This is a genomic window from Paraprevotella sp., from assembly GCF_986071375.1.
The window spans coordinates 137553-162471 of the sequence record NZ_CFQRNQ010000002.1; the positions used below are offsets into that span (position 1 = coordinate 137553).

Annotated in this window: 23 protein-coding genes; 20 read left to right on the plus strand and 3 right to left on the minus strand. The window is 48.7% G+C overall.

What is annotated here, in order from left to right:
- The first annotated feature begins 66 nt into the window (after positions 1-66).
- From AC5RDV_RS01730 to AC5RDV_RS01755, 6 genes are all read left to right on the plus strand, one after another.
- On the plus strand, positions 67-1302 hold the full coding sequence (locus AC5RDV_RS01730; RefSeq protein ID WP_282747656.1) for a clostripain-related cysteine peptidase: 1236 nt from the start codon (positions 67-69) through the stop codon (positions 1300-1302).
- Positions 1303-1427: 125 nt separating this feature from the next.
- Positions 1428-2288: an enoyl-ACP reductase FabI gene (locus tag AC5RDV_RS01735; protein WP_008624116.1), complete on the plus strand. Its 861-nt coding sequence runs from the start codon at positions 1428-1430 to the stop codon at positions 2286-2288.
- 119 nt (positions 2289-2407) lie between these two features.
- Positions 2408-2680 (plus strand): ACT domain-containing protein, encoded by a 273-nt coding sequence (locus AC5RDV_RS01740; RefSeq protein ID WP_008621773.1) that lies wholly within the window; start codon positions 2408-2410, stop codon positions 2678-2680.
- 15 nt (positions 2681-2695) lie between these two features.
- On the plus strand, positions 2696-4060 hold the full coding sequence (locus AC5RDV_RS01745) for a PFL family protein (protein ID WP_008624114.1): 1365 nt from the start codon (positions 2696-2698) through the stop codon (positions 4058-4060).
- A 242-nt stretch (positions 4061-4302) separates the two neighbouring features.
- The gene (locus AC5RDV_RS01750) at positions 4303-5682 is read left to right on the plus strand and encodes a family 43 glycosylhydrolase (RefSeq protein WP_282747657.1); all 1380 of its coding nucleotides are present in this window, start codon (positions 4303-4305) and stop codon (positions 5680-5682) included.
- 11 nt (positions 5683-5693) lie between these two features.
- Entirely contained in the window at positions 5694-7274 is a 1581-nt protein-coding gene (locus AC5RDV_RS01755) for a glycoside hydrolase family 43 protein (RefSeq protein WP_040602407.1), read from the plus strand.
- A 78-nt stretch (positions 7275-7352) separates the two neighbouring features.
- Here the strand turns inward: AC5RDV_RS01755 and AC5RDV_RS01760 are convergent, their stop codons facing one another.
- The gene (locus AC5RDV_RS01760) at positions 7353-8222 is read right to left on the minus strand and encodes a DUF3298 and DUF4163 domain-containing protein (protein ID WP_008624109.1); all 870 of its coding nucleotides are present in this window, start codon (positions 8220-8222) and stop codon (positions 7353-7355) included.
- A gap of 177 nt (positions 8223-8399) precedes the next feature.
- On the opposite strand from AC5RDV_RS01760, the gene AC5RDV_RS01765 reads away from it, so the two are divergent.
- Positions 8400-9137 (plus strand): SDR family NAD(P)-dependent oxidoreductase, encoded by a 738-nt coding sequence (locus AC5RDV_RS01765; RefSeq protein WP_008624108.1) that lies wholly within the window; start codon positions 8400-8402, stop codon positions 9135-9137.
- 81 nt (positions 9138-9218) lie between these two features.
- Here the strand turns inward: AC5RDV_RS01765 and AC5RDV_RS01770 are convergent, their stop codons facing one another.
- Positions 9219-11234, minus strand: coding sequence for a DUF2264 domain-containing protein (locus tag AC5RDV_RS01770; protein WP_282747658.1), 2016 nt, complete (start codon positions 11232-11234; stop codon positions 9219-9221).
- 344 nt (positions 11235-11578) lie between these two features.
- Here AC5RDV_RS01770 and AC5RDV_RS01775 point away from each other — a divergent pair, with 344 nt between their 5' ends.
- From AC5RDV_RS01775 to AC5RDV_RS01785, 3 genes are read left to right on the plus strand one after another with little or no spacing between them, the layout of a single operon-like run.
- Positions 11579-12877: a phenylacetate--CoA ligase family protein gene (locus AC5RDV_RS01775; protein ID WP_282747702.1), complete on the plus strand. Its 1299-nt coding sequence runs from the start codon at positions 11579-11581 to the stop codon at positions 12875-12877.
- An 11-nt stretch (positions 12878-12888) separates the two neighbouring features.
- Entirely contained in the window at positions 12889-13317 is a 429-nt protein-coding gene (locus AC5RDV_RS01780; RefSeq protein WP_172604634.1) for an amino acid-binding protein, read from the plus strand.
- A 14-nt stretch (positions 13318-13331) separates the two neighbouring features.
- On the plus strand, positions 13332-14030 hold the full coding sequence (locus tag AC5RDV_RS01785) for a BT1926 family outer membrane beta-barrel protein (protein ID WP_282747659.1): 699 nt from the start codon (positions 13332-13334) through the stop codon (positions 14028-14030).
- Between the two features lie 44 nt (positions 14031-14074).
- Here AC5RDV_RS01785 and AC5RDV_RS01790 read toward each other — a convergent pair whose 3' ends face one another.
- The gene (locus tag AC5RDV_RS01790; RefSeq protein ID WP_008624103.1) at positions 14075-14341 is read right to left on the minus strand and encodes a hypothetical protein; all 267 of its coding nucleotides are present in this window, start codon (positions 14339-14341) and stop codon (positions 14075-14077) included.
- Positions 14342-15121: 780 nt separating this feature from the next.
- Between AC5RDV_RS01790 and AC5RDV_RS01795 the strand changes: the two genes are divergently transcribed.
- Genes AC5RDV_RS01795 through AC5RDV_RS01840 form a run of 10 tightly spaced genes read left to right on the plus strand, consistent with a single transcriptional unit; the run spans position 15122 to position 24915 of the window.
- A complete protein-coding gene (locus tag AC5RDV_RS01795) occupies positions 15122-16258 on the plus strand; it encodes a GNAT family N-acetyltransferase (RefSeq protein WP_282747660.1) in 1137 nt (378 codons plus the stop codon).
- Between the two features lie 10 nt (positions 16259-16268).
- Positions 16269-17489, plus strand: a complete 1221-nt coding sequence (locus AC5RDV_RS01800) for a beta-ketoacyl-[acyl-carrier-protein] synthase family protein (RefSeq protein WP_282747661.1) — start codon at positions 16269-16271, stop codon at positions 17487-17489.
- A gap of 24 nt (positions 17490-17513) precedes the next feature.
- Positions 17514-17762, plus strand: a complete 249-nt coding sequence (locus tag AC5RDV_RS01805; protein ID WP_008624090.1) for an acyl carrier protein — start codon at positions 17514-17516, stop codon at positions 17760-17762.
- A complete protein-coding gene (locus AC5RDV_RS01810) occupies positions 17759-18181 on the plus strand; it encodes a hotdog family protein (RefSeq protein ID WP_282747662.1) in 423 nt (140 codons plus the stop codon). The genes AC5RDV_RS01805 and AC5RDV_RS01810 overlap by 4 nt, the downstream gene beginning before the upstream one ends.
- Positions 18165-18533: an ApeI family dehydratase gene (locus tag AC5RDV_RS01815; protein WP_276787145.1), complete on the plus strand. Its 369-nt coding sequence runs from the start codon at positions 18165-18167 to the stop codon at positions 18531-18533. Before AC5RDV_RS01810 ends, AC5RDV_RS01815 begins: the two co-directional genes overlap by 17 nt.
- Positions 18534-18540: 7 nt before the next feature.
- Positions 18541-20034, plus strand: a complete 1494-nt coding sequence (locus AC5RDV_RS01820; protein ID WP_130892760.1) for a phytoene desaturase family protein — start codon at positions 18541-18543, stop codon at positions 20032-20034.
- Positions 20031-20759 (plus strand): flexirubin biosynthesis SDR family reductase FlxB, encoded by a 729-nt coding sequence (gene flxB, locus AC5RDV_RS01825; protein WP_282747663.1) that lies wholly within the window; start codon positions 20031-20033, stop codon positions 20757-20759. The genes AC5RDV_RS01820 and flxB overlap by 4 nt, the downstream gene beginning before the upstream one ends.
- An 18-nt stretch (positions 20760-20777) precedes the next feature.
- Complete coding sequence (locus AC5RDV_RS01830; protein WP_130892761.1) at positions 20778-21221, plus strand: acyl-CoA thioesterase; 444 nt, start codon at positions 20778-20780, stop codon at positions 21219-21221.
- Positions 21222-21239: 18 nt separating this feature from the next.
- Positions 21240-22301 (plus strand): lysylphosphatidylglycerol synthase transmembrane domain-containing protein, encoded by a 1062-nt coding sequence (locus tag AC5RDV_RS01835; protein ID WP_276787159.1) that lies wholly within the window; start codon positions 21240-21242, stop codon positions 22299-22301.
- Positions 22302-22356: 55 nt separating this feature from the next.
- On the plus strand, positions 22357-24915 hold the full coding sequence (locus AC5RDV_RS01840) for a DUF5686 family protein (protein ID WP_282747664.1): 2559 nt from the start codon (positions 22357-22359) through the stop codon (positions 24913-24915).
- The last annotated feature ends 4 nt before the right edge of the window (positions 24916-24919 follow it).

A 24919-nucleotide genomic window follows, 5' to 3' on the forward strand; every position in this document is an offset into this window, starting at 1 on the left:
TTAAAAGATTTGGATTGTATTCCATTTTTAGTACCTTTGCGAAATAGATGAAAAAAACGTATAGCTATGAAGCTTAGGATAAAAGGGTATATTGGAGCGTTAATGATGGTGTGTGTGTGCGCAGCCTGCGAGGACGATACGGACAAGGGAGGTCCTGACGCGGACCAACCCAAAGAAGCCACATACCTTTTATATATGGTAGGGCAGAACGATTTGAAACAGTATTTGAATGCCAACATCAGTGATATGAAAATCGGATACGGTAAATCCGACATCAATGCCAATGTGTTGGTGTATGCCGACATCAGTTCGGTGCCGACATTATACCTGATAGGGAAAGACAATAGCGGAAAAGTGCAGCAGACGACTGTGAAGACTTATCCCAACCAGTATTCGGTGGACCCGGAAGTGATGAAGGAAGTCATCAATGATGTCTTTACGTTGTATCCGGCCCAACGAAAAGGCGTTGCGTTCTCTTCTCATGCCAACGGCAGCCTTTATACGCCGGATACGGTAAGAAAGCGTGCTTTCGGAGATGAAGAAAATGGCTACAGCATGAATATTACGGATATACGTGAGGCTCTTGAGGGGTGTCCGTATATGGATATGGTCATGTTCGACGCTTGTTTGATGGCCAATATGGAGACGGCGTATGAGCTGAAAGACCGGGCGCATTATTTCCTTGCGGCTCCCAACTCCATTCCGGCAGAGGGATTCCCTTATGACAAGGCTTTACCCTATCTGCTGAAGATGGATGCGGCCGGGTTGGCACGTGCTGCCCAGACTTATATGAAACATTTCCAGAATAACGATGTGGAGTGGGATGATTTCGTATCCATCAGTGTTTCAGATCTTTCGCAGATGGATGCCTTGGCCTTGTATATGGATTCTTTGTTTCAGGATGAGGCAGTGCAGTATCATTTGATGAAGGTGGACCGTGACGGTTTACAGATGTTCGAGACGGGCTTTCCATTATATGATTATGGAGAATGGGTGGACAGTGTAGGGCTTTCGAGTCCTTACGTCCCGAAAATCAGGAATATTTTGGACGAGGCGGTGGTTTATAAAGATCATGGTGATTACAGTACGGTAAACGATTATACCGCGATGCCGGAAATCCCGATAAAGGATGGCGCGTTTAGCGGTTTGAGTACCTATGTGCCCCCGAAGGTATCTCAGCTTTTGCAACCGGGTTATGATATGTTGATGATGCGGTTTTTCACTTCTTTGAAATGGTACCGCGATGCAGGTTTCTGGCGCGTGCCGCTTTACAATATATTTGAACCGGAGGCTGAAGAATAAGCCAATCCCCGTCAGATGTCCGATGGGATTTTTCAATGTTTTGCACAAATATGCGGTTTAAGTGCAAAATTAGTTGTATCTTTGCTCCCGATAACGAAGAATATAATTTTTATTAGATTACTATTATGGCTTATAACTTGTTAAAAGGCAAGCGTGGTATTATTTTCGGTGCGTTGAATGACGCTTCTATTGCTTGGAAAGTGGCAGAGCGTGCTTCGGAAGAAGGGGCGCAGATTGTGTTGACCAATACCCCGGTGGCCTGCCGTATGGGTACGATTGACGAATTGGCGAAAAAGACCAATGCAACGATAATTCCTGCCGATGCAACTTCAGTGGACGATTTGGAGAAGCTCTTTGCGCAGGCACAAGAGGTGATGGGAGGCAAAATCGACTTCGTGCTTCATTCCGTGGCTATGAGCGTGAACATGCGCAAGAAGCGTACGTATGACGATTTGGATTACGGCTTCCTGAACAAGACGTTGGATATTTCCGCCATTTCGTTCCATAAAATGATTCAGACGGCCAAAAAATTGGATGCCATCAATGAAAACGGTTCTATTTTGGCGTTGAGTTATGTGGCGGCACAACGTACTTTCTTCGGCTATAACGATATGGCAGATGCAAAGTCGTTGTTGGAATCCATCGCCCGCAGCTTCGGTTACATTTATGGGCGCGAGAAAGGAGTCCGTGTCAATACGATTTCCCAGTCTCCGACCTTTACGACCGCTGGCGGCGGCATCAAGGGTTTCGACGGTTTGTATGATTTCAGCGACCGCATGTCTCCTTTGGGCAATGCCAGTGCGGACGAATGTGCGGATTATTGCGTGGTGATGTTCTCCGATTTGACGAAAAAGGTTACGATGCAGAATCTTTATCACGACGGAGGCTTCTCCAGTATGGGTATGTCTCTGCGAGGTATGACGCAATACGAGAAATCGTTTATTGATGAAAACCGTGACGAAAACGGCAAGATTATCTACGGATAAGTGGTATAGCATATATTATTGATAGAAATACAGTCTGTTATTCAGCAAATTTTCTTATATTTGCGCCTTTGAATAACAGACTGTTTCTTTTACGGAGCAATTATCCCGAATTAAAGATTATGAGTAAAACGATTATTACAGTAGTAGGAAAAGATGCGGTAGGCATCATTGCAAAGGTTTGCACGTACTTGGCAGAGAACAAGGCAAACATTTTGGATATATCCCAAACCATTGTACAAGAGTATTTTAATATGATGATGATAGCAGACTTGTCTAAGGTGGAAAAGCCTTTTGAAGTGTTGGCGAACGAGTTGGCCGAGATAGGCTTGTCGATGGGGGTTCAGGTGAAATGCCAACGCGAAGAGATTTTTGATAAGATGCATCGTATTTAATCCTGTGGCTAAGATATGATTAATATATATGAGGTATTGGAAACCAACAAGATGATCGAGCAGGAGAATCTTGATGTGCGTACCATTACGATGGGTATCAACTTGTTGGATTGCGTGGATTCGGATGTGGACGCGCTTTGCCGGAAGATTTATGATAAAATCACATGTTTGGCGAAAGACTTGGTGAAAACCGGTGAGGATATTTCTAAGGAGTATGGAATTCCCATAGTGAACAAACGCGTTTCCATTACGCCTGTTTCGTTGGTGGGAGGAGCAGCTTGTCGCATGCCGGAAGATTATGTAAAGGTGGCTCATGCCTTAGACCGGGCAGCGAAAGATGTCGGTATTAATTTCTTGGGCGGCTATTCGGCTGTCGTGTCCAAGGGGATGACCCATAGCGACGAACTGCTTATCCGTTCCATACCTCAGGCTTTGGCAGAAACGGAACGCATTTGCAGTTCGGTGAATGTGGGATCAACGAAGACCGGTATCAATATGGATGCCGTAAGGTTGATGGGCGAGATTATCTTGCAGACGGCCGAGCGGACGAAAGATAAGGATTCTTTGGGATGTGCTAAACTGGTGGTCTTGTGCAATGCTCCGGATGATAATCCGTTCATGGCCGGTGCTTTCCACGGCGTGTCCGAGGCGGATGCCATCATCAATGTGGGGGTGAGCGGTCCGGGCGTGGTGAAACATGCGTTGAGCCAAATCAGGGGAGCCAGTTTCGAGGTGCTCTGTGAGACAATCAAACGTACGGCTTTTAAAATCACCCGTGTGGGGCAATTAGTGGCGCAAGAAGCTTCGCGGCGTTTGGGAGTGCCCTTCGGCATCATCGACTTGTCGTTGGCCCCGACTCCGGCCGTGGGGGACAGTGTGGCCGAAATATTGGAAGAAATCGGCTTGGAACGCGCCGGTGCTCCGGGAACCACGGCAGCATTGGCTTTGCTGAACGACCAGGTGAAGAAGGGAGGCGTGATGGCTTCATCATACGTGGGAGGGCTGAGCGGAGCCTTTATTCCGGTGAGTGAAGACCAAGGCATGATTGATGCCGTGGAGTGTGGCGCGTTGACTTTGGAAAAGTTGGAGGCCATGACTTGCGTTTGCTCGGTCGGGTTGGACATGATTGCCATTCCGGGCGATACGCCCGCCACGACGATTTCGGGCATCATTGCAGACGAAGCCGCAATAGGCATGGTGAACCAGAAAACGACGGCCGTGCGCATCATTCCCGTAGTGGGGAAAACGGTAGGGGATACGGTGGAGTTCGGAGGACTTTTGGGCTATGCTCCCGTGATGCCAGTCAACTCTTTCGGTTGCGGTGATTTCGTGAACCGGATAGGTCGTATTCCGGCTCCGATACACAGTTTCAAGAATTAACAGGTTTTCGTACTTTGACGGATTGAATCCATCCTTTGTTTCCGTGACTGTGATTTTTGCAGTCGGCTTGCCATAACGGTTGTTTATGGTGCGAAGGGAAACAAAGGATGGTTGTGCTTTATGGAACATGCGCTTCATGTGAATTGGTAGATATTGTTCTTGTCAAAGGCTATAAAGTCCAATAAGAAAATAAACACTGTTTCATATCTTTGCACATTATATATTATGATAGTATCATGAAAATGAAGTGGAAAAGAATAATGGCTTTAGGACAAGCCTTTTCTGTAGTTGCCATTATGGACGCCCAGGTTGTGAATCCGTTCGGAAATGCTTTGGTTCCGGATATGATTGCAGACGCCAGCATACAGGAAATCGATGGTATGTTTTATTGTTATGCCACAACAGACGGATATGGAAGGGGGTTGGAAACATCCGGGCCTCCGGTGGTATGGAAGTCCAGGGATTTCGTGCATTGGAGTTTCGACGGGACATATTTCCCGTCGGCTGCAACTGAGAAGTACTGGGCTCCCAGTAAAGTTGTCCAAGCTAATGGAAAGTATTACATTTACCCTACGGTGAACGGTTATATGTATCCGGCAGTTGCCGACCATCCGGAGGGTCCGTTTAAGTTGGCTCGCGGGGAAGACCGGTTTTACAAACCTTACACGGCTTCTACCTTGTTGCAGACAAAAGATCCGGGCGGTATCGACGCGGAAGTGTTTATAGATGACGACGGGCAAGCCTATGTGTTTTGGGGACGTCGGCATGTGGCTAAACTGGCAAAAGATATGATTACGGTGGATTCCGTTGTCCATGTGATTTCTACTCCTCGTAAAGAATATTCGGAAGGCCCTATATTCTTCAAACGGAAAGGCATCTATTATTATTTGTATACTATCGGAGGGGATGAGAAATACCAGTATGCTTATGTGATGAGCAAGGTTTCTCCTCTCGGGCCTTACGAATACCCGGAGCAGGACATTGTGTCGACTACAGATTACGAACAAGGTGTCTTCGGGCCGGGACATGGTTGTGTTTTCAATACGGACGAAGACCATTATTATTTTGCATACTTGGAGTTCGGCCGCCGCAGTACCAACCGGCAAACCTATGTAAATCGCTTGGAGTTCAATGAAGACGGTACGATTCGTCCGGTGAAATTGAGCCTGGATGGAGTTGGGGCTTTGCGTAAGGTGAAGGGAAGGAAAGAAATTAAGGCGGATACGGTTTATGCGTCCAGTACTGCGGCTCCTATGTTTATCAAGCCAATGAAAGATGAGGCATGTCGTCGTACGGAGTATTTTGTTCCGGCCTTTGCCGCAGATGGGGCGAACGGTTCCCGATGGATGGCTGCGGAAGGGGATAAGGACAAATGGCTTGTCGCAGATTTGGGAAGAATCCGGAAAATACGGTGCAGTGAAATTTATTTTGTGCGTCCTACGGCCGGACATGCTTACCAACTTGAAGGTTCGGTGGACGGGACTACATGGAGGAAGTGCGGAGGACATGATGACTTGCGGGTGAAATCTCCGCATGTCGATGAACCGAAGGGGAAATATCGTTTCCTGAGAGTCAGAATCAAAGAAGGCATTGCAGGGATTTGGGAATGGAATATTTATTAAAAATGAAAATTATGAAAAGATATTTGTATCCGATGATTTTTAGTTTTTGCTTGTCTGCAGGGCTGAAAGCGCAGCAGCAAAAAGTTTGGGGGGATTGGACTGTTTGGGGAGAACAGGCCGGAGGAATGTACATGAATCCGGTTATCCCGTCTGATTACAGCGATATAGACTGTATCAGGGTGGGGGACGATTATTATGCCATATCTTCTACTTTCCAGTTCTCTCCGGGAATGACGGTCTTGCATTCCAAGGACCTGGTGAACTGGGAAATCTGTGGGAATGCTGTTGAAGACCTGACACAAATCGGAAACGCATTGAACTGGAACGTTATGGACCGTTATGCCCGTGGGATTTGGGCCGGTACATTGCGTTATCACAACGGACGGTTTTACCTTTTTTTCGGGACTCCGGACGAAGGGTATTTCATGACTACGGCTGTACGTCCCGAAGGACCGTGGGAGCCACTGACTCCGCTTCTTTCCGAAGCCGGTTGGGACGATTGTACTGCGATTTGGGACGAGAAGGGGAATGGGTATTTTGTGGGGACCCATTTCGCGGACGGGTACAAGACTTATCTTTTCAAGATGGCAGAAGACGGGAAAAGCATAGACCGTAAATCGGCTGTCCTTATTAATGAAGGAAGTGGGCGTGAGGCCAGTAAGTTGATAAAAGTGGATGGATGGTACTATTTGGTTTTCAGTGAACATAAGCCGGGCATAGGCCGTTACGTCCTGGCGAAACGTTCACGGAAAGTGACGGGACCATATAAAGAGGAAAAGCAACTGGCCTTGCCTTCCGTGGAGGCGATGGAACCTAACCAAGGAGGCATAGTCCTGGGGCGGGATAATAACTGGTACTTTCTGACTCATCATGGCACCGGCGATTGGAGCGGGCGTATCGTCAGCCTTTTGCCTGTGACATGGGTAGACGGTTGGCCTTTATTGGGTAAAGTGTTGGATTCCAAAATCGGTACGATGAAATGGAGCTCGGATATGCCCTTTAATGCCGATGAGAAGTTAAGCATCCGGCGTAGTGATGATTTTGATGGCAGCAGCTTGGCATCTCAGTGGCAGTGGAACTACCAACCGCGAAAAGAGTTTTTTTCCTTGTCTGAGCGTCCGGGATGGTTACGCCTGAAGGCATATCGTCCTTTGAAACCCAACGACTTGTTGAAAGCCGGTAATACGCTTACGCAAAGGACGTTCAGGAAGTCGGAAAACGATGTGGTAATTCGGATGGATATTTCTCACATGGAAAACGGACAGAAAGCAGGACTTTGTCATTTTTCATCCCAACATTCAGCTATCGGGGTGGTGAAAGAAGGAGGAAATCGTTATTTGGAATATAGGGAGAACGGTAAAATGACAAAGGGGGCGCAAATCCATTCGCGATACATTTGGTTCCGAAGCCAATGGGGGTTAGACGGGAAATCCTATTATGCTTATAGTATAGACGGGGATAATTTCACGTCTTTTGGTACGCCCTATCAAATGGTGTGGGGGAACTACCGGGGTGACCGTATCGGTATTTATTGTTTTAACGATAATGGCGAGAACGGTTTTGTAGATGTGGATTATTTCCATTACCGATAGAATGGATAGAGCGAAAAGGCCCTGCATCCAATGAGGACGCAGGGCTTTTTCGTTATGGCTTGCATTGAGCGTGTAATGTTATCGTTTGACTATCGGGTTGTAGGTGAGGGCTAAAGAGTCCGTAGTGCTTTCTATCAGAGGCTTCATCGTGACCGTGAACAGGTTCTCCAAAGCGTCATAAGGGAGAGTGCATGTAGGGATGCCGGCTGCGTATGGAGCGATCTCGTACTGTTGGTAGATGAATTCTACACCGTTGGGCCTGCATACCGGGGCAGTCTCCGGAAGGGGGAAAGTATAACGTGCATTCTCGTCCAATAGCATTTCGTAAAGTTCTTCATCGCTGTTTACTTTGAAGAATTTATTTTTCAATCCATTCTTTATCATGCCGCGCAACTTTTCTTTTCCGCTTGCCGTAAACATGTCCCAACCGAATTTACGACCGTCCGATTTGCGGAATACGCCGCCACTCAGGCTTTCTCCACCGTGTGCTCCACCCGAATATTCATATATCTCAGCAGTATATGTGATGAACTTCTCTGTTTCAAAAGCCTTTTTGAATTGTACGTAATAGGCGGATGCATCCATCGACGTGTTTTCCCCAATTTCGGCAATGGCCTTTTTTATCTTTTCCGCACGTTCCGTGCCGTAGTATTCCAGTAATTTCTTACCGTCATCCAAGCTTCCGGCGTAGGTTCCGCCAAGCTGTTCATTCATCCATTCCCGTATGTTCTGTGTCACGGCACTGGAGTTGTCCGTCGGATAAGCGGCTGCAACCTTGCATCCTTCAGCCGAAGACTTTTCTTCCCATGATATATCTTCCGTTTTTATTGCGCTGTTTGGGGCGGTTCCCGTTTTCTTCTCCAGATGGCAGGAGGCCAATCCTAAGGCAAGAGCAAAGAGAACGGCACTAAAGTTGCCGTATTTAAAACATAAACTACGCTTTTTCATATTGTTCCTATTTTATCAATGATTATGTATCAAAGTTACGCCTTTATTTCAGACCTAAGCAGTTTTTCCTAATAAAAACTGTTAATCTGTTGCCTTTCCCCTGTTTCCATACAAACAGCCGGGTGGTTCCTGCCTGTTTTTCCTTTACCTTTGTATAAGAATCAAAATGGGAGGCGTATGAATCAACAACATAAGATTATAGTGGTAGGGGCAACTTCCGGTTTGGGACGTATGTTGGCTGAATGTTATATTCGTGACGGACATGTGGTAGGTATTGTCGGCCGTCGTGGAGATAAGTTGGCCGAAGTGGCCGAAGGTCATCCTGAAGTGTATTGTTTAAAGGCGGATGTGACGGATGTCGGCCAGATAGCCATGCTTTTGGCCGCTTTGGCCAGTGAGATGGGAGGTTTGGATTTACTGGTCTTATGTTCCGGAGTGGGACGGATGAATCCGGATTTGGATTACGGACTGGAGTTACCCACAGTCGATACCAACGTGCGTGGTTGGACGGCAGTGGCAGACTGGGCTTTTTCGTTTTTTATGCGACAGGGATATGGGCACTTGGCCGCCATTTCGTCGGTAGCCGGCATCCGTGGTTTGGCTCCGGCTCCTGCTTATTCCGCTTCCAAGGCATATCAGATTCACTATTTGGAAGCGTTACGGCAACGTGCACGTATTTTCCGCAAGAAGGTTTGCGTGACGGATGTTCGTCCAGGGTTTGTCCGTACTCCTTTGCTTTCTCATCCCGAAATGTTGTTTTGGGTGGATGAACCGGAAAAGGCTGTGAAGGCTATCTACAGGGCCATAAGCGCACGGAAAAAGAAAGCCGTGATTACCCGACGTTGGGCATTTCTTGTCCCTTGGATGCGGATTGCACCGGAGTGGTTGGTGGCGAAGATATTAGGAAAAGCCTGAGTCTTCCGGATAAAAAAAATCCCGGTCGAAACTGGTTTGGAGCCGACCGGGAAATGCTTTTGCCCTTGTCTTTAAAGTGTCTTAGAAAGAGACCCTTTTTACGTTTTTGTCCGCAAACGTGATGTCTACGGCATTCAGGTCTTCAGATACCTTTATGTCCTTTACGGGGGACAGTTCTTTCTTCGTGAATCCTTTTTTGCCTTTCTTCCAAAGCATCAAGGTGACGAATATCTTTTCTTTTTCCACGTTGCTTTCAGCCATGATGAGTCCGCATTTGTGGCTCACCGGATGTAGGCCTTCCGGATAGCTGGCTGTAACTGTTTCCCATCCTTGGAGCGGAACCAAAGCCAGATGGTAAGCCCCGTTGTGCAGTATTACGGCATCTTTTACTTTGGAAGACTTCTCTTCCTTGACGGGACTGCCGTTGATTTCCGGCAAGGTGTAATGTCCCAAACGGACTTTTGTGGCTGCCGGAGTGACGACCTTGTCTACCCGCAAGACACCGTTAGGCAGGGGGATATCCGCCAGTTTGTACCGGATGTCATGGTTGGTTTCCAATTCGGCATCGCGTCGGTAGATGCCGTCGTCAAAACTTTGGAACGTGTAGAGACGGAGTACCTCCCATTGGTTCTTGCCGTTCAGGGTGGCGTAGTTCATGGAAACCTCTCCGTTCGTCCCGTCGGCCATCCAAGGGAATTCCGTGTGGTAAGCCAACTTGTTGTAGTTTTCTGAACTGCGGAACTTTTGCCAGTCGTTGGCTACCGTTTCATGGCACCATGAACGCATTTCCGCCCCTCCGCAATTCGGGTAGTCGGTGATGAGCAGGTTCGTGGCGGGTTGGAATTTGTTGTACACATGGTCTTTTTTGAATTCCTTTTCCCATGGTCCGTTGTTCTCTACGGCGGTCCAGAACGGATTGTCGGCAGGGAGGAGCAGGCTCAGGAACGCCTTTCCGCACCAATATACGCTGCCTCGGCAACTGTAAATCTGTACGGCCGGTGCGAAGGCGCCGTAGAATCCCAACGTCGGCACGTTGTCTTCTAAGAAATCGGGGTTTTGCAAAAATTGCAGCAGGGTGGAGGACGCGATGCGGCGCATCCATCCGTAATTGATGGCCGGGTCTTTTTCATATCCTAATAACGCGAGCGGTACGACGGCACCGAAGCGGTAAGGGATGCTCCGTCCCCACATGTTCATCTTGCCATCGGCACTGAACATATAAGGATAATTGTCCACCAAGTCATGTTGGTTTTTCATGAACTGCGCGGCATATTCCGGATAGAAGTTCCCGTACATTTGTGCCCAAATGGGGCCGTACATCTGGAATGCCCACATGCTGTAATAGTCGTATGCCGGCGCATCGTTATACCAACCTTCCCCACGATAGAGCTTGAGGATCTTTTCCAAGTTTTCTTTCATGCGTTGGTCGTTGACGGCATAACCTTGTTCCTTGAAGAAGCTGATGACGAAAACGTTGAAGAACATCCAGTTCGACCCTATGGTCGGGCCGTTGCCGTAACTAAGCATCGTGGCGGCCAGTTGGTCTTTCTGTTCTTGTGTGAGAGGTTCCCACAGTATGTCCTTGGCCACAGATAATGAAATGGCTAAGGCTCCGAATTCCACCAGTATCTGGCTCGGCCCTCCTTTACGGTGGGGAATGAAGCTCGGACTGTCCGGATTGATGAGGTTCAGGAGTTGGTGGCGGTAGTAGTCAGCCACTTTTATCCCGTTCAAGGTAAGTTCCGGTTTTTCCCGGAGCAAGGGAGCGGCTACAAACAGCGTGCGGCAGAATCCTTCCAGTTTGGCCGTTGGCACTTGTCCTTCATTATTAGGATAAGCCTTGTCGAGCTGTTTGGGGAAATACATCGGGTCGTCCAATGTGCGGATGTAAGTGAAAGCCCCGCTTAGCAAGTATTCAGCGGCATCCAACCAGCTTTGGCGGGTCATGCCGGTGTAAGGGCTAAGTTTGTAATCGGGGTTGGGAATGGTAAACGTTTGCTCAATGGCATGTGTCGGAGTAGCGACCTGCCCCATGGTGTTGAACGGCCCTGCCAATGCAGCAGCCAGAATCACGGTTTTTAAATACTGCTTTTTCATTCAGGTTTTGTTTGATTGGTTTTTCTGTCCGGCCAAAGGTACAAAAAACTTTGCTTTTGATTCCCATGAAGATTGAAAATGTTTCTTGAAAAGATAAAATATGTTATATAACATGTTTTTTGGAACAGGAAATTTGCAGAACCGCCAAAAGGTTGTAACTTTGTACTGTGTTTTTCATAGTATTAGATTTAAGGTTAACAAAGGTTGGGCTCAGCGGAGCCCTTTTTTTATGTCCTGTCGGGAGGAAGACGTATATACAGCAGTGAAAAAACATAAGGAAATGCCCTCGTTTTGCGATAGTTTTTTATAACTTTGTCCCCGTCATGATTAAAACACAAATGAAAATGTATTTGCATGAAGAATTAGAAACTTTGACGCGGACAGAAATTGAGGCGTTGCAATTCGAACGTTTGCTCCGTACGGTCCGTCGTTGTATGAAATCTCCTTTTTACCAGAAACGGTTTGCCGAGGCTCATCTGTCTCCTGAAGACATACGTTCGTTGGATGACTTGCGTAAGATTCCTTTTACTACGAAACAGGATTTGCGCGATAATTACCCGTTCGGGTTTGCCGCTGTTCCAATGAGCGAAGTGGTGCGCCTGCATTCTTCCAGTGGCACGACGGGCACCCCTACGGTCATCCTGCACACGCAGAAGGATTTGGACGAGTGGGCCAATGCCGTGGCGCGTTGCTTGTATATGGTCGGCCTGAGGCGGGGCGATGTCTTTCAGAACTCGTCGGGGTACGGCATGTTTACGGGCGGATTGGGCTTCCAATACGGTGCCGAACGTCTCGGCATGCTGACGGTGCCGGCGGCTGCGGGCAATACCAAGCGGCAGATTAAGTTCATTACGGATTTCGGTACGACGGCCTTGCATGCCATTCCCAGTTACGCTAGCCGTATCCATGAGGTGATGGAGGAAATGGGGATAGACCCTGTGCGCGACACGAAGCTCCGTACTTTGGTCATCGGGGCTGAGCCGCATTCGGAGGAACAGAGACGTAAAATTGAGAAGATGTTGGGCGTGAAGGCTTACAACTCATTCGGTATGTCTGAGATGTGCGGGCCAGGTGTGGCCTTCGAGTGTACGGAGCAGAACGGGATGCATATTTGGGAAGATTATTATATCGTGGAGATCGTAGATCCGCAGACGTTGGAACCCGTGCCCGACGGCGAGGTGGGTGAGTTGGTACTGACGACTATCAACCGTGAGGCCATGCCGTTGTTACGCTACCGCACTCGCGATTTGACCCGTATTTTGCCGGACGACTGCCCGTGCGGACGCCACCACAAGCGGCTCGACCGCATGAAGGGGCGGAGCGACGACATGATGATTCTGAAAGGAGTCAACATCTTCCCCATCCAGATTGAAACGGTATTGATGCAGTTTGAAGAACTTGGGACGGACTATTTGATAACCCTGACCAACGAGGAGGCCAACGACTTGATGACGGTGGAAGTGGAGCTGAAGGATTTCAGTGACGACTATCCGCGCCTGCAGGCGTTGACCCGTGAAATCACGCGGCAACTGAAGGATGAGATCCTTTTGACCCCTATGGTGAGATTGGTGCCTAAGGGGAGTTTGCCCCAACAGGAAGGAAAGGCCGTAAGGGTAAGGGATTTACGAAGGACGTTGATTTAAAAATAAAAAATATGACAGTACATCAAATATCTATTTTTGTAGAAAACAAGTCGGGTACATTGTTGCGCGTGTTGGACTTGTTCAAAGAAGCCGGTGTCCAGTTGATTGCTTCTACCATATCCGACACCGTGGAATACGGTATCTACCGTATTATTTGTTCTGAACCTGCGAGGGCGTGCGAAGTGTTGCGGGCAGCAGGCATTTCGGCCAGTATGTCGGAAGTATTTGCCATTACGTTGGACAACTGTCCAGGGCGTGCGGCCGATGCCGTACGCGTGATTACGGATGAGGGGATAGGTATATCCTATCTTTATTCTTTCCTTTTGAGCGGAAAGGGTATTTTGGTTTTCCGCACGGATGATGCCGCGCGGACGGAAGAAATCATCCAGAAGTACCAGTTGGGAGTGCTTGATGATGAGGCTTTGGTGGCGTTGGTTTGATAAGTAGAGGCAATATGAAAAATGTGAAATGTCTGTTGGTTGCCGGATTGATTCTGTTTGTGGGCAATACTTCAGCTGAATCAAGAAGGCAAAAGGTCGGTATATTCGGTACGGAGGTACAATTCACCCCTTTCGGGCACGATGATGATGATTACAGTCTTAATAGCTTGAAGTTCCGTTATTTTATGACAGACAAGGATGCTTTACGTTTGAAAATAGGTTTTGGTGTTGAGTCTTTAAAATACGAGGATGATGAATTTGGTGGCAATCTTGAGAAAGGCCGGTTAGGAGACCTAAGCGTGGATTTAGGATATGAACGTCATTTTAAGGTAGCTAAGCGGTTGTCTCTGTATGCAGGTGTACAGGTCGGGGTATATAAACATTTTGCTTCAGCCAAGGTGGAGTATACAGAAGATTTGGGAAATGGAAGCCATACCTATCAGGTTGTTTACAAGAATTGTGTGCCAACATCTGAAGGAAACGTGGGAGAACGAGCTCATGTAGGTGTGGCTGCAAGCGTATTTACAGGTTTGGACTTTTACGTATATAAGGGGTTGTATCTTGGTACGGAGGTAGGCATCTATGTCATGTCGACCAAAACAAACCAAACTGAACTTAAATATTCAGACAAGGTGATAAAAGGCACTGATACTTACCGTGCTGTCATCTGTAATGCAATTAAGCCAAAGGTACGGTTGGGGTGGACTTTCTGAGGGGCTTATTATCTCCGTTTCGGTAGGTCTTTTCGATAAGGGACTTATAACCAGTGGTTCCGCGCAATGCGGTACATGCGTTGCCGGTTAGGGACGGTTTGCATGCTTTCGTCTACCATGCAAAGGTCGGATAGGGCGTATGTGTCTTCCGCCTCATCAGTGCGTACCGCATCGGTGAGGCGGAAGATGTGGTTTCGTGCATCCACGATTTTGATGCCCTCTTGGCTGTATATAGGGTCAGCCACCCGTTTGATTTCGTCGGCTACGAAACGGTAAAGTGCCTCTACGAATTCGTTGATTTCTTCTTGCATAGTCGTATGGGATAATGTGTGTATGTGTTTTTTTAGGATGTTTTCTTTCACAATACAAAAGTAGTGTTTTCTGTGGAATTAATGCCGTGGAAAGACTGCCAAAATGGCAGAAAAAGAGTTTTTCCTTGAAGTATTCAAGCGAATGAAAGAAGCAGAAAAGAGTGTGTAAATGCAAATAAATGTATATTTATATGAATAAAGAAGGGAAAATAGGGTAAAATGAAGGTTTAATCTCAGCCGAACGAAAAATGTTTTGCAGCCAAATGATTTTTTATTCTCCGCATAAAAAAACGAAATGTTCCTCATGTTACCCTTAAAATCGGCTTTTCGGAGAAAAATACGTATAGTTAGAGACCGTTTTTTCATTTTTTAGAGCTGTTTTCGTGTACAAGATTTGACGAACGCAACGATAGGATAAAGTCTGAAAAGATAACGAAAAAAGCTTTTCCATCAGCAGGTAGGACACGACAGGCTTTCACCGTGCTAGCAAAAAGACGGGAACACCTTGCACTTTGTTTTTGGGTCGTTTTCTGTGGGTGGATTATTTTGCATCCTTGCCGGAAGCAGCTCGAAATGAGCGATTCTCGGAGGTTGCAGACTGCCATTTTGGCATACTTTTATTTCTTTTCAGGCCAAAGGCCGTTTTGTCGTAACTTGGGCTTATCGGATGTCTTTTGTCGTAACAGTGTTCTTAAAATCCCTACTTTTGTTCTATATGGTGGTTTTGAATTTTTCCGACCTTGTTGAAAGGGAAAAATATTCATAAATTTGTGCCCTGTCATGAGGAAAGTAAATGTAAAGGAAGTAAAAACGAAGCGTGAAATGGATGATTTCGTGAGGCTGACGGAAAGGCTATATGCCGGCTGCCCTTATTATGTCCCCGATATGGATACGGATATCCGTGATACATTCGACCCCCGTAAAAATGCAGGGTTGGACTTTTCGGAAATCCAGCCTTTCATTGCATACGATGAAAACGGGAATGTGGTGGGGCGCATAGCCGGCATTGTCAACCACCGTGCCAATGAAAAATGGCACACGAAGAATGTCCGATTCGGTTTTATCGAGTTCATTGACGACAAGGACGTGTCTGCGGCTTTGTTGGAGGCTGTGGAACATTGGGGCCGCGAACGGGGGATGGATTGTATCCAAGGGCCTATGGGGATATTCGATTTCGACAAGGAAGGGATGCTCGTGGAGGACTTTGACCGTATGGGCTCGATGGTGACGATATACAATCCCCCTTACTATCCGGAACATTTGGAGGCATTGGGGTATGAGAAAGAGGTGGATTGGCTGCAGGTGAACATTGAGGTGCCAAAGGATGTGCCAGCCAAATATGCCAGGGTGGCGGCACTTTCCAAGGAAATGTTCGGCCTGCATACCCGGAAACTGACTAAGTTTGATATTTCCCGCTGTGGCTATGGCAAAAAGGTATTTGGTTTGCTGAACGAGGCTTATTCCCCATTGTTTGGTTACACGGAAATGTCTGACAGGCAGATAGAAACCTATCTGAAACGTTATCTGCCTTTGTTGGATTTACGGATGCTGTCGGTCGTAGAGGATGAAAAAGGAGAATTGGTGGGAGTGGCCATAACGATGCCTAGCCTGTCGCATGCCTTGCGTAAGTCGAAAGGTCGTTTGTGGCCGTTGGGGTGGTTTTACCTGCTCCGTGCGTTGAAATGGAGGAGGGAAGAGAAAGCCGAGATGTTTTTGGTGGCCGTGCGTCCGGATTACCAAGGTTTGGGAGTCAATGCATTATTTTTCAACGACTTGATTCCAGTGTATAACCGGTTGGGGTTCCGGTATGCCGAGACCGGCCCGCAGTTGGAAGACAACATGAAGGAACTGAACCAATGGAAGCCTTTGCATCCCACCTTTACCAAACGTAGGAGATGTTACAAGAAGAAATTATAGAAACAGGATTATGGAAAATAGAGTTGTAATAACAGGTATGGGAATATGGTCGTGCCTCGGAAAGACATTGGATGAGGTGCGTGATGCGCTCCATGCCGGAAAAAGCGGCATCGTATTCAGCCGGGAGCGCAAGGATGCGGGTTTCCGTTCCGCTTTGTGTGCTTCTGTGGAACGGCCTGACCTGAAACCCTTTGTGTCTCGGAACTTGCGCCAGTTCATGCCGGAGGAAGCCCAGTATGCTTATATGGCTACGCGTGCAGCCCTTGAGCATGCCCGTTTGGATCAAGATTATATCTACCGGCACGAAGTCGGGATTATTTATGGAAACGACTCCGTGGCCGAAGCCACCATGCGTGCGCTCGACAAGTTCCGTGAGTTCAAGGATACGTCGGCTTGCGGTAGCGGGGCCATTTTCCAGTCGATGAATTCCACCGTGACGATGAATCTGGCTTGCCTGTTCCATTTGCGCGGCATCAACCTGACGGCTTCGGCTGCGTGTGCTTCAAGTTCACATGCCGTGGGGTTGGCCTACCTTTTGATCCGCAACGGGATGCAGGATTGTGTCGTGTGTGGCGGTGCGCAAGAAGCAAACCTCTATGGTGTGGCGTCTTTCGACGGTATCCAGTCTTTCTCCGTGCGTGAGGAAGAGCCGGAAAAAGCCAGTCGTCCGTTCGACCGCGACCGCGACGGGCTGGTGCCGGGGGGAGGTGCGGCTACGGTGGTGGTCGAGAGCTACGAACATGCCGTAAAGCGCGGCGCGCCTATCTTGGCTGAGATTGTGGGATGGGGATTTTCCGGAAACGGGGACCATATTTCCACACCCAATGTGACAGGGCCGGCGAGGTCGTTGGAGCTATGTCTGCGACATGCCGGTGTGACACCGTCGCAAATCGGTTACATCAACGCGCACGCCACGTCAACCCGCATTGGCGACAGCCGTGAGGCACAGGCTATAGTACAGGTGTTCGGGGACTACAAGGTGCCAGTCACTTCCACCAAGAGCCAGACCGGACACGAAATGTGGATGGCTGGAGCGAGCGAGTTGATTTATTCGATGCTGATGATGAAGAACGGCTTCATTGCCGGCAACATCAACTTCGAGCATCCCGACGAAGATACGGCTTGCCTTAACATCATACCGCAGACACGGGAAGCGCATTTCGACATGTTCCTTTCCAATTCTTTCGGTTTCGGAGGTACGAACTCCACCCTTATTGTAAGAAACATATAATAAACACGATAAAAACAGACAGTTATGACACGTGAAGACATCGTAGAGAAAGTAAATGCCTTATTGGCAGAAGAGTTTGAAGTAGACGCAGAGGAGTTTGCCCCCGATGCGAACGTAAGGGACACGCTTTCCTTGGACAGCCTCAGCCTGGTGGACCTTGTCGCCATTATCCAACAGACCTACAAGGTAAAAATTCCCGTGGCGGACTTGCGGGAAATCAAGACGTTTGACAACCTTTACGATTACATCGAATCGCACGCCGGGCAGGAATGACAAGTTACGACATTAAAAGCCTGATACCCCAACGTGAGCCGATTTTGCTCGTAGACGCATTGGTCGGCGTGGAGGGCGATACTGCCCGGACTCGGCTCACGGTGCGCCGCGACAACAGCTTTGTGGGCGACGACGGGCTGTTGGCCGAACCGGGGCTTGTCGAGCATATCGCCCAGTCGGCTTCTGCCTTTGCCGGTTACAAGGCCATGGAGGCTGGGGCTTCGGAACCGCCGGTAGGCTATATCGGCGAAGTGAGGAAGTTTCGGTGTTATCGTTGCCCCCGGGTGGGAGAGGAACTACAGACCACGGTGACTTTCGGCCCGGAAGTGGGCGGTGTGTCCGTACTGACGGGCGAGACCTGCGTAGGGGAAGAAACGGTGGCTTGTACGCAAATGAAGATTTATGTGGCTGAAGGATAAGTATTATAAGGTGTTGGCACGGCATGTTTCGGAAGGCTGTACGGTGTTCCGCATCGCGCTCCTGCCGGATTGCGAGGTCTATCGCGGACATTTTCCGGAGGAACCGGTATGCCCCGGGGCGTTCAACATCCAAGTGGTGAAGGAGTGTGCCATGGAAGTGTCCGGCAAGGCTTTGTGTATCCGTACAATCAAGCAATGCCGTCTGACAGCTGTAGTTTCACCCGTCACCTGCACGGAGTTGGACGTGGCGGTGAGCCTCTCTCCCGTGGAAGACGGTTTGGAAGTCACGGCACGGATATCCGGAGGGGAACGGGTGTATATGGAATATAAGGGATTGATGACGGTCGTTTGAATGGGCAATGAAGTACGATGTAGTGGTCATAGGTAGTGGATTGGGAGGATTGGAGTGCGCCTATATCCTTTCGCGTGCCGGTTTGAGGGTGCTCGTCCTCGAACAAGGCCGGCAGCCCGGTGGATGCCTCCAGTCTTACCGGAGGCGGGGACTGGCTTACGATACCGGTTTCCATTATGTGGGGGGACTGGACGAAGGACAACCTCTGCATTCCGTTTTCACTTATTTGGGTTTGACGGGACTTCCTTGGCAACGCCTTGACCATGAGTTCGACAAGGTGACGATAGGACAGCGTACCTTTGCTTTTGCGCAAGGGTATGGAGATTTTGCCGCTACGTTGGCTGCTGAATTTCCTGCCGAACGCCAGGCTTTGGAACGGTATGCCGCCTTATTGAGGCGTACGTCGGAACAGGAATTGGATTTGCTGAACCCACGTGCCGGGGAGACCGTATGGCCTTCACGTCTCGTTGAAACGGGTGCTTGGCAATATTTGAATGAAACTTTCCGCAATCCGTTGTTGGTGGACGTGCTTAGTGGGACTTCCTTGAAGATGGAGCTTCGGCGCGATTCGCTTCCGCTTTTCACTTTCCTGCATGGCCAAAGCAGTTTCATTGAAAGCAGTTGGAGGTTGAAGGGTGACGGGGCTTTGATAACGGACCGGTTGGTGAGGGGAGTCGGGCAGCAAGGTGGCCGGGTAGTGTGTGGAGCTGAGGTGGTCGAACTGGTAGAAAAGTGCGGAAGGTTGTCTGCGGCGGTCTGCCGGGACGGTGAAGTGTATGAAGGAGCGGTTTTTATCAGCGACATACATCCGGAGCAGACCTGCAAGTTGGTGAAGAGGAGCGAAAGGATGAAGAATGCTTACCGTCATCGTATGGCCGCGTTGCCGAACACGTTCGGCATGTTCACCGTGTCGCTCCGGATGAAACCTCAGTCATTGGAGTATTTTAATTATAACCGGTACATTTACGGACATTCCGGTGTTTGGACGTTTTATGAAGACGGCGGGCCTGTATCCGGACTGATGGCTTCTTGCCGTGTGCCCGAAGACGGGAACCGGTTTGCCTCACAAGTGGACTTGCTGACTCCTATGACGTGGGAGAAATGTGCGGTCTGGAGCGGAACAGAAGTAGGAAGGCGTGGCGGGGATTATGAGGCCATGAAAGGGCGTGTGGCTGATGAGTGTATCCGGTTGGCGGAACGGGTGATGCCCGGGCTGCGTGGTTGGGTGTCTGAATGCTATACCAGTACCCCGCTAACTTATCGCGATTATACCGGTGCTCCGGAGGGGACGGCCTACGGTTTGCGCAAGGATTATAGGAATCCGTTGGCTGCCTTGCTGTCCGTCCGTACACCAGTGCCGAACCTGTTCCTAACCGGACAGAACCTGATGTTGCACGGGGTGCACGGCGTGACGATGACCGCTCTGTTCACGTGTGCGGAAGTGTTGGGACGTGAGCGGATATGGAATATTGTAACAAATAAGAAAGGAGTGGAAATATGAAATATGCTTTAGTGACAGGGGGCAGCCGGGGAATAGGGCGGGCTGTCTGTGTGAGACTGGCCCACATGGGCTACCACGTGTTGGTCAACTGCATGAGCCGGACTGACGAGGCGGAGCACACGTTGGAGTTGGTACGTCAAGAGGGGCAGGATGGTGAAGTTCTGAAATTTGACGTGGGAAACCGTGTGCAGGTATCTGCCGTGCTTGAGGCTTGGATGGAGAAGCATCCGGAAGAATACATAGAAGTGTTGGTGAACAATGCGGGGGTGCGCCGTGACAATCTGATGGTGTTCATGCCCGGAGAAGATTGGGACTGTGTGTTGGGTACCGGTTTGGGTGGATTCTACAACGTGACGCAACCTTTGCTGCAACCGATGTTAGTACATAAGTTCGGGCGTATCGTAAACATGGCGAGCGTAAGCGGATTGAAAGGCATGCCGGGGCAGGCGAATTATTCTGCTGCAAAGGGAGGAATCATTGCGGCTACAAAGGCTTTGGCACAGGAAGTGGCACGGAAGAATGTGACGGTGAATGCCGTGGCACCAGGTTTCATCCGGACTGACATGGTGGAAGGGTTGGACGAGGCTGCCCTGAAGAAAACCATTCCGGCGGGCCGTTTCGGGACACCGGAAGAGGTGGCGGGTGCCGTGGGATTTCTCGTTTCTCCGGATGCCGGTTATATTACCGGTGAAGTGATAGCCGTTAACGGAGGTCTTTATACGTAACGGATTGATGGGTTTCTTATGCTGATGGACGGGCTTGAGGATGTTTGCCGCGTAAGGGTGAAGTTCAGTGAAATTGATTCGATGCGAAGGGTCTGGCATGGGGCTTACGTTGCTTATTTTGAGGATGGACGGGAGTCTTTCGGCCGGCATTATCCGGGCATAGGATATGCAGACATGCAGCGGTCCGGTATCTACGCTCCGATTTACGACCTGCACCAGAGGTTCTATGCTCCGTTGGCACTGGACGATGTGGCGGTGGTGCATACACGTTATGTGTACCATCCCGGTGCACGGTTGGATTTCGAGTATAAAGTTTACCGTGAGGCGGACGGGGTCTTGTGTGCGGAAGGAAGTACGGTGCAGTTGTTCATTGATGTGGAAGGTATGCTTATGGTAGACCTGCCCGATTATTATAAGGAATGGCAGGAACGCTATGTGGAACGGGGTGATAACCATCCCTAAAACGAAAAACTGGCAGGTATGAGAAAACGATTGAATAACTTGTTTTTCGGAGTGGGCATGATAGCCGTCATCGTAATGTTTTTCTCTTTCGACGTAAGCCTTACCGAATTGTGGGAATACATTACAAAGGCCGGTTACTGGTTGGCGGCCATATTGGGGCTGTGGTGTGTGCTTTATCTCATGAACGCATGGGCGTGGAGGGTCATTATCCAGGGAGGAGGGCCTTGCACGGTGGGCTTCATGCAGTTGTTGAAATTGACTGTTTCCGGTTTTGCATTGAACTATGCCACTCCGGTAGGGCTGTTGGGCGGGGAGGCTTACCGTATTATGGAACTTTCAAAATACATCGGTGTGCAACGGGCTACTTCCTCTGTGATACTTTTTGCCATGATGCACATTTTTGCCCATTTCTGGTTTTGGGTGACGGGGGTCGTGGCCTATTGGGTCTTGGCTTTGACAGGGGATGTGCCGATGAATAGCGTAATGGGGATTGTATTGGGGCTCATTACAGCCTTCTGTTGGTGCGGTATCTATCTTTTCATCAAAGGATACAAGAATGGGATGACGGTCAAATTGGTTCGCTTGCTGAGTAAAGTGCCCGGTTTACGGAGTTGGGGAGGACGTTTTATGGAGCACCATTTGGAGGACTTGCAAAAGATAGACCGGCAAATCGCTGAATTACAGAATCAGAACAAACGTTCTTTCTTCGGAAGTTTCGCTTTGGAATATGTCGGGCGCTTTTGCCAGAGCTTTGAGATTTTTTTCATGTTGGTCTTGTTTGGCATCGACGGTGGAGGTGGAGTGAACGGATATACGTTGACGTTTTTCCATTCCTTTCTGATTTTGGCTTTTACTTCGCTCTTTGCCAATGTATTAGGATTCCTCCCGTTGCAGTTGGGAGGGCGCGAGGGGGGCTTTGCCCTGTCCGTGGCCCAAATGGGAATGGGGGGAGGCATCGGTATGTTTGTAAGTATTATCAGCCGGGTGCGGGAATTGTTCTGGGCTTCTGTCGGGCTGTTGCTGATGAAGGTGGGTACCGGAGTGTCTGTGCCGGACGGGAGTGAGGAGCATACCGGATGACCAGGATAGGTATAGTCGGGCAAAGAGATAAGGTTTAAGATAAGGTATTAGGTTTATGGGAAAAAGAATTATTTTCATGTGGCTGTGCCTGACGGTAGGAGTCGGCATGGCATTCGGCCAGCATACGATAGTAAAAGGCATTGTTACCGATTCGGTTACGGGAGAAGCCCTGCCTTCTGTCACGATTGTGTTTAAAGGGACGAATATCGGTACTACGACCGATATCGACGGGCACTTTTCTCTTTCTACCCGTACGCCGGGAAAAGTGTTGGAAGTAGTTTATATGGGGTATGACACCCAACATCTGAAAGTGGTACCGGGACGAACCAATCATTTTAAGATCCGAATGCGGGAAAGCGAGATTGCTTTACACGAAGTAACGGTAAAGCCGAAAAGGGAGAAGTATAGGAGGAAAGAAAACCCGGCTGTGGCTTTCGTAAAGCAGGTTATTGCACGGAGGGACAGCAACGACCCACGCAACCACGATTACTTCTGTTACGATCAGTATGAAAAGATTGTGATAGCGAAAAACGATTATAAACCGAAACCTAAGAAGGATGGAAAAACAGGGAAATTCGATTTCCTGTCGGATTTTGTAGATACGTTGGAGGTCGGTACGACAATCCTTCCGATTTCGGAGAAAGAAAAAGTACAGACGGTGTATTACCGTCGCGACCCGAGGGCTGAGAAGACGGTGGTGAAGGGCGACAAGTCGTCCGGAGTAGACGAGGTCTTTTCGCGTGACGGGATACAGCAGTTTCTGGATGAAGTCTTTCGTGAGGTTGACATTTACCAGAATAACGTGCCTTTGTTCTTGCAACGTTTCGTGAGTCCGCTTTCTTCCATCGGGCCGACTTTTTATAAATATTACCTGCTTGACACGTTGGATGTGGAGGGTGACAGGTGTGCGGACTTGGCTTTCGTTCCTTTTGCGTCCGAGTCGTTTGGGTTTACAGGGCACTTATATGTGACGTTGGACTCCACTTATTTTGTCCGTAAAGCGATACTCAATGTGGCACAGGATATCAATCTGAATTTCATTTCCAGAATGACTATCGCGCAAAACTTCGAACGCGAGCCGGATGGTACCCGTGTCATTACGAAAGATGACATCAGTGTGGATTTTAAGCTGAGTGAGAAGTCGAAAGGCTTTTATGCGAGACGTTTGAATGTATATACCCATCAGTCGTTTGAGGCACCGGAAGGCGGGCAAGAACAAATATTCAAGGAAAGCGCACCGGTTATTACACAAAAAGAGGCTTATAGCCGTACGGAGGATTTTTGGGAAGAAGTTCGTCCGCAAGAAGCAGTCAAGAGAAATCCGAACTCTATGGAGAAGCTGATGGCGAAATTTCGTTCTGTCCCGCTCTTTGCCGTGACGGAGAAAGTGGTTTCTGTCTTGGTGTCGGGCTATGTTCCTACGAGTAAGGTGCCGGATAAGAACAAGTTTGAGTTTGGTCCGATGAATTCCACTATCAATGGTAATGCCATCGAAGGTGCCCGTTTCCGCGTGGGAGGGGCTACGACCCCTCAGTTGAGTAAGAATTGGTTCGTAGAGGGATATGCGGCATACGGAACGAAGGACAACAAGATGAAGTATGATGCCTTGGTGGAATATTCGTTCAACGACCGAAAGACGTACCGTAAGGAATTTCCTATGCACTCGCTCCGTTTTGAATACATGTATGACATCAACAAGTTGGGGCAGCAGTACATGTACACCAGTAAAGATAATGTGCTCTTGGCCATCAAGCGGAAGAAAGACACGCGGGCAACGTATTTGCGTAATGCCGAATTGACGTACAGCCGCGAGCATTATAACGGTATATCGTACAACGCCGTCATTCGTAACTTCCGTGAGTATGCCACGGATTATGCCCGGTTCGACCGTATAGGTGCCGATGGAGCCGTGACGCCTGTGAGAAAGTATGACATGACGGAATTGGAACTGAAATTCCGTTATGGTAAGAATGAGAAGTTTTATCAAACCCATGATGAACGAATACCGATTACGTATGATGCGTTGGTTTTTAATTTGGAACATACCATGTCGAAACAAGGTTTCTTAGGTTCTTCGTATGATTACCAACGTACGGAATTGGGCGTGCAGAAACGTTTGTGGTTTTCGGCTTTCGGTTTTGTGGATGTGATAGGCAAAGCCGGGAAGGTGTGGAACAAAGTGCCTTATCCCTTGTTGATTTTGCCTAATGCCAACCTGACTTATACGATTCAGCCGGAAGCTTATACGAATATGAATGCCATAGAGTTCATTAATGATGAATACATATCGTGGGATGTGACGTATTATATGAATGGGTTGATATTGAACCGCCTTCCTCTCATCAAAAAATTAAAATGGAGGGAAGTGCTTTGCTTCAGGGGGCTGTGGGGGCATTTGACAAATAAGAACAATCCCATGAAAGAGGGCAATGGGTTGTATGTTTTTCCTGCCGGATCGGGCGTGATGGGCCGTGCGCCTTATATGGAAGCCAGTGTAGGCATCGAAAATATATTCAAGTTCATGCGCCTTGATTATGTCTGGCGTTTGAACTATCGCGATAATCCAGGGATACAAAAGCGAGGCGTGCGCTGTACGATGAGCGTGTCGTTTTAGACAT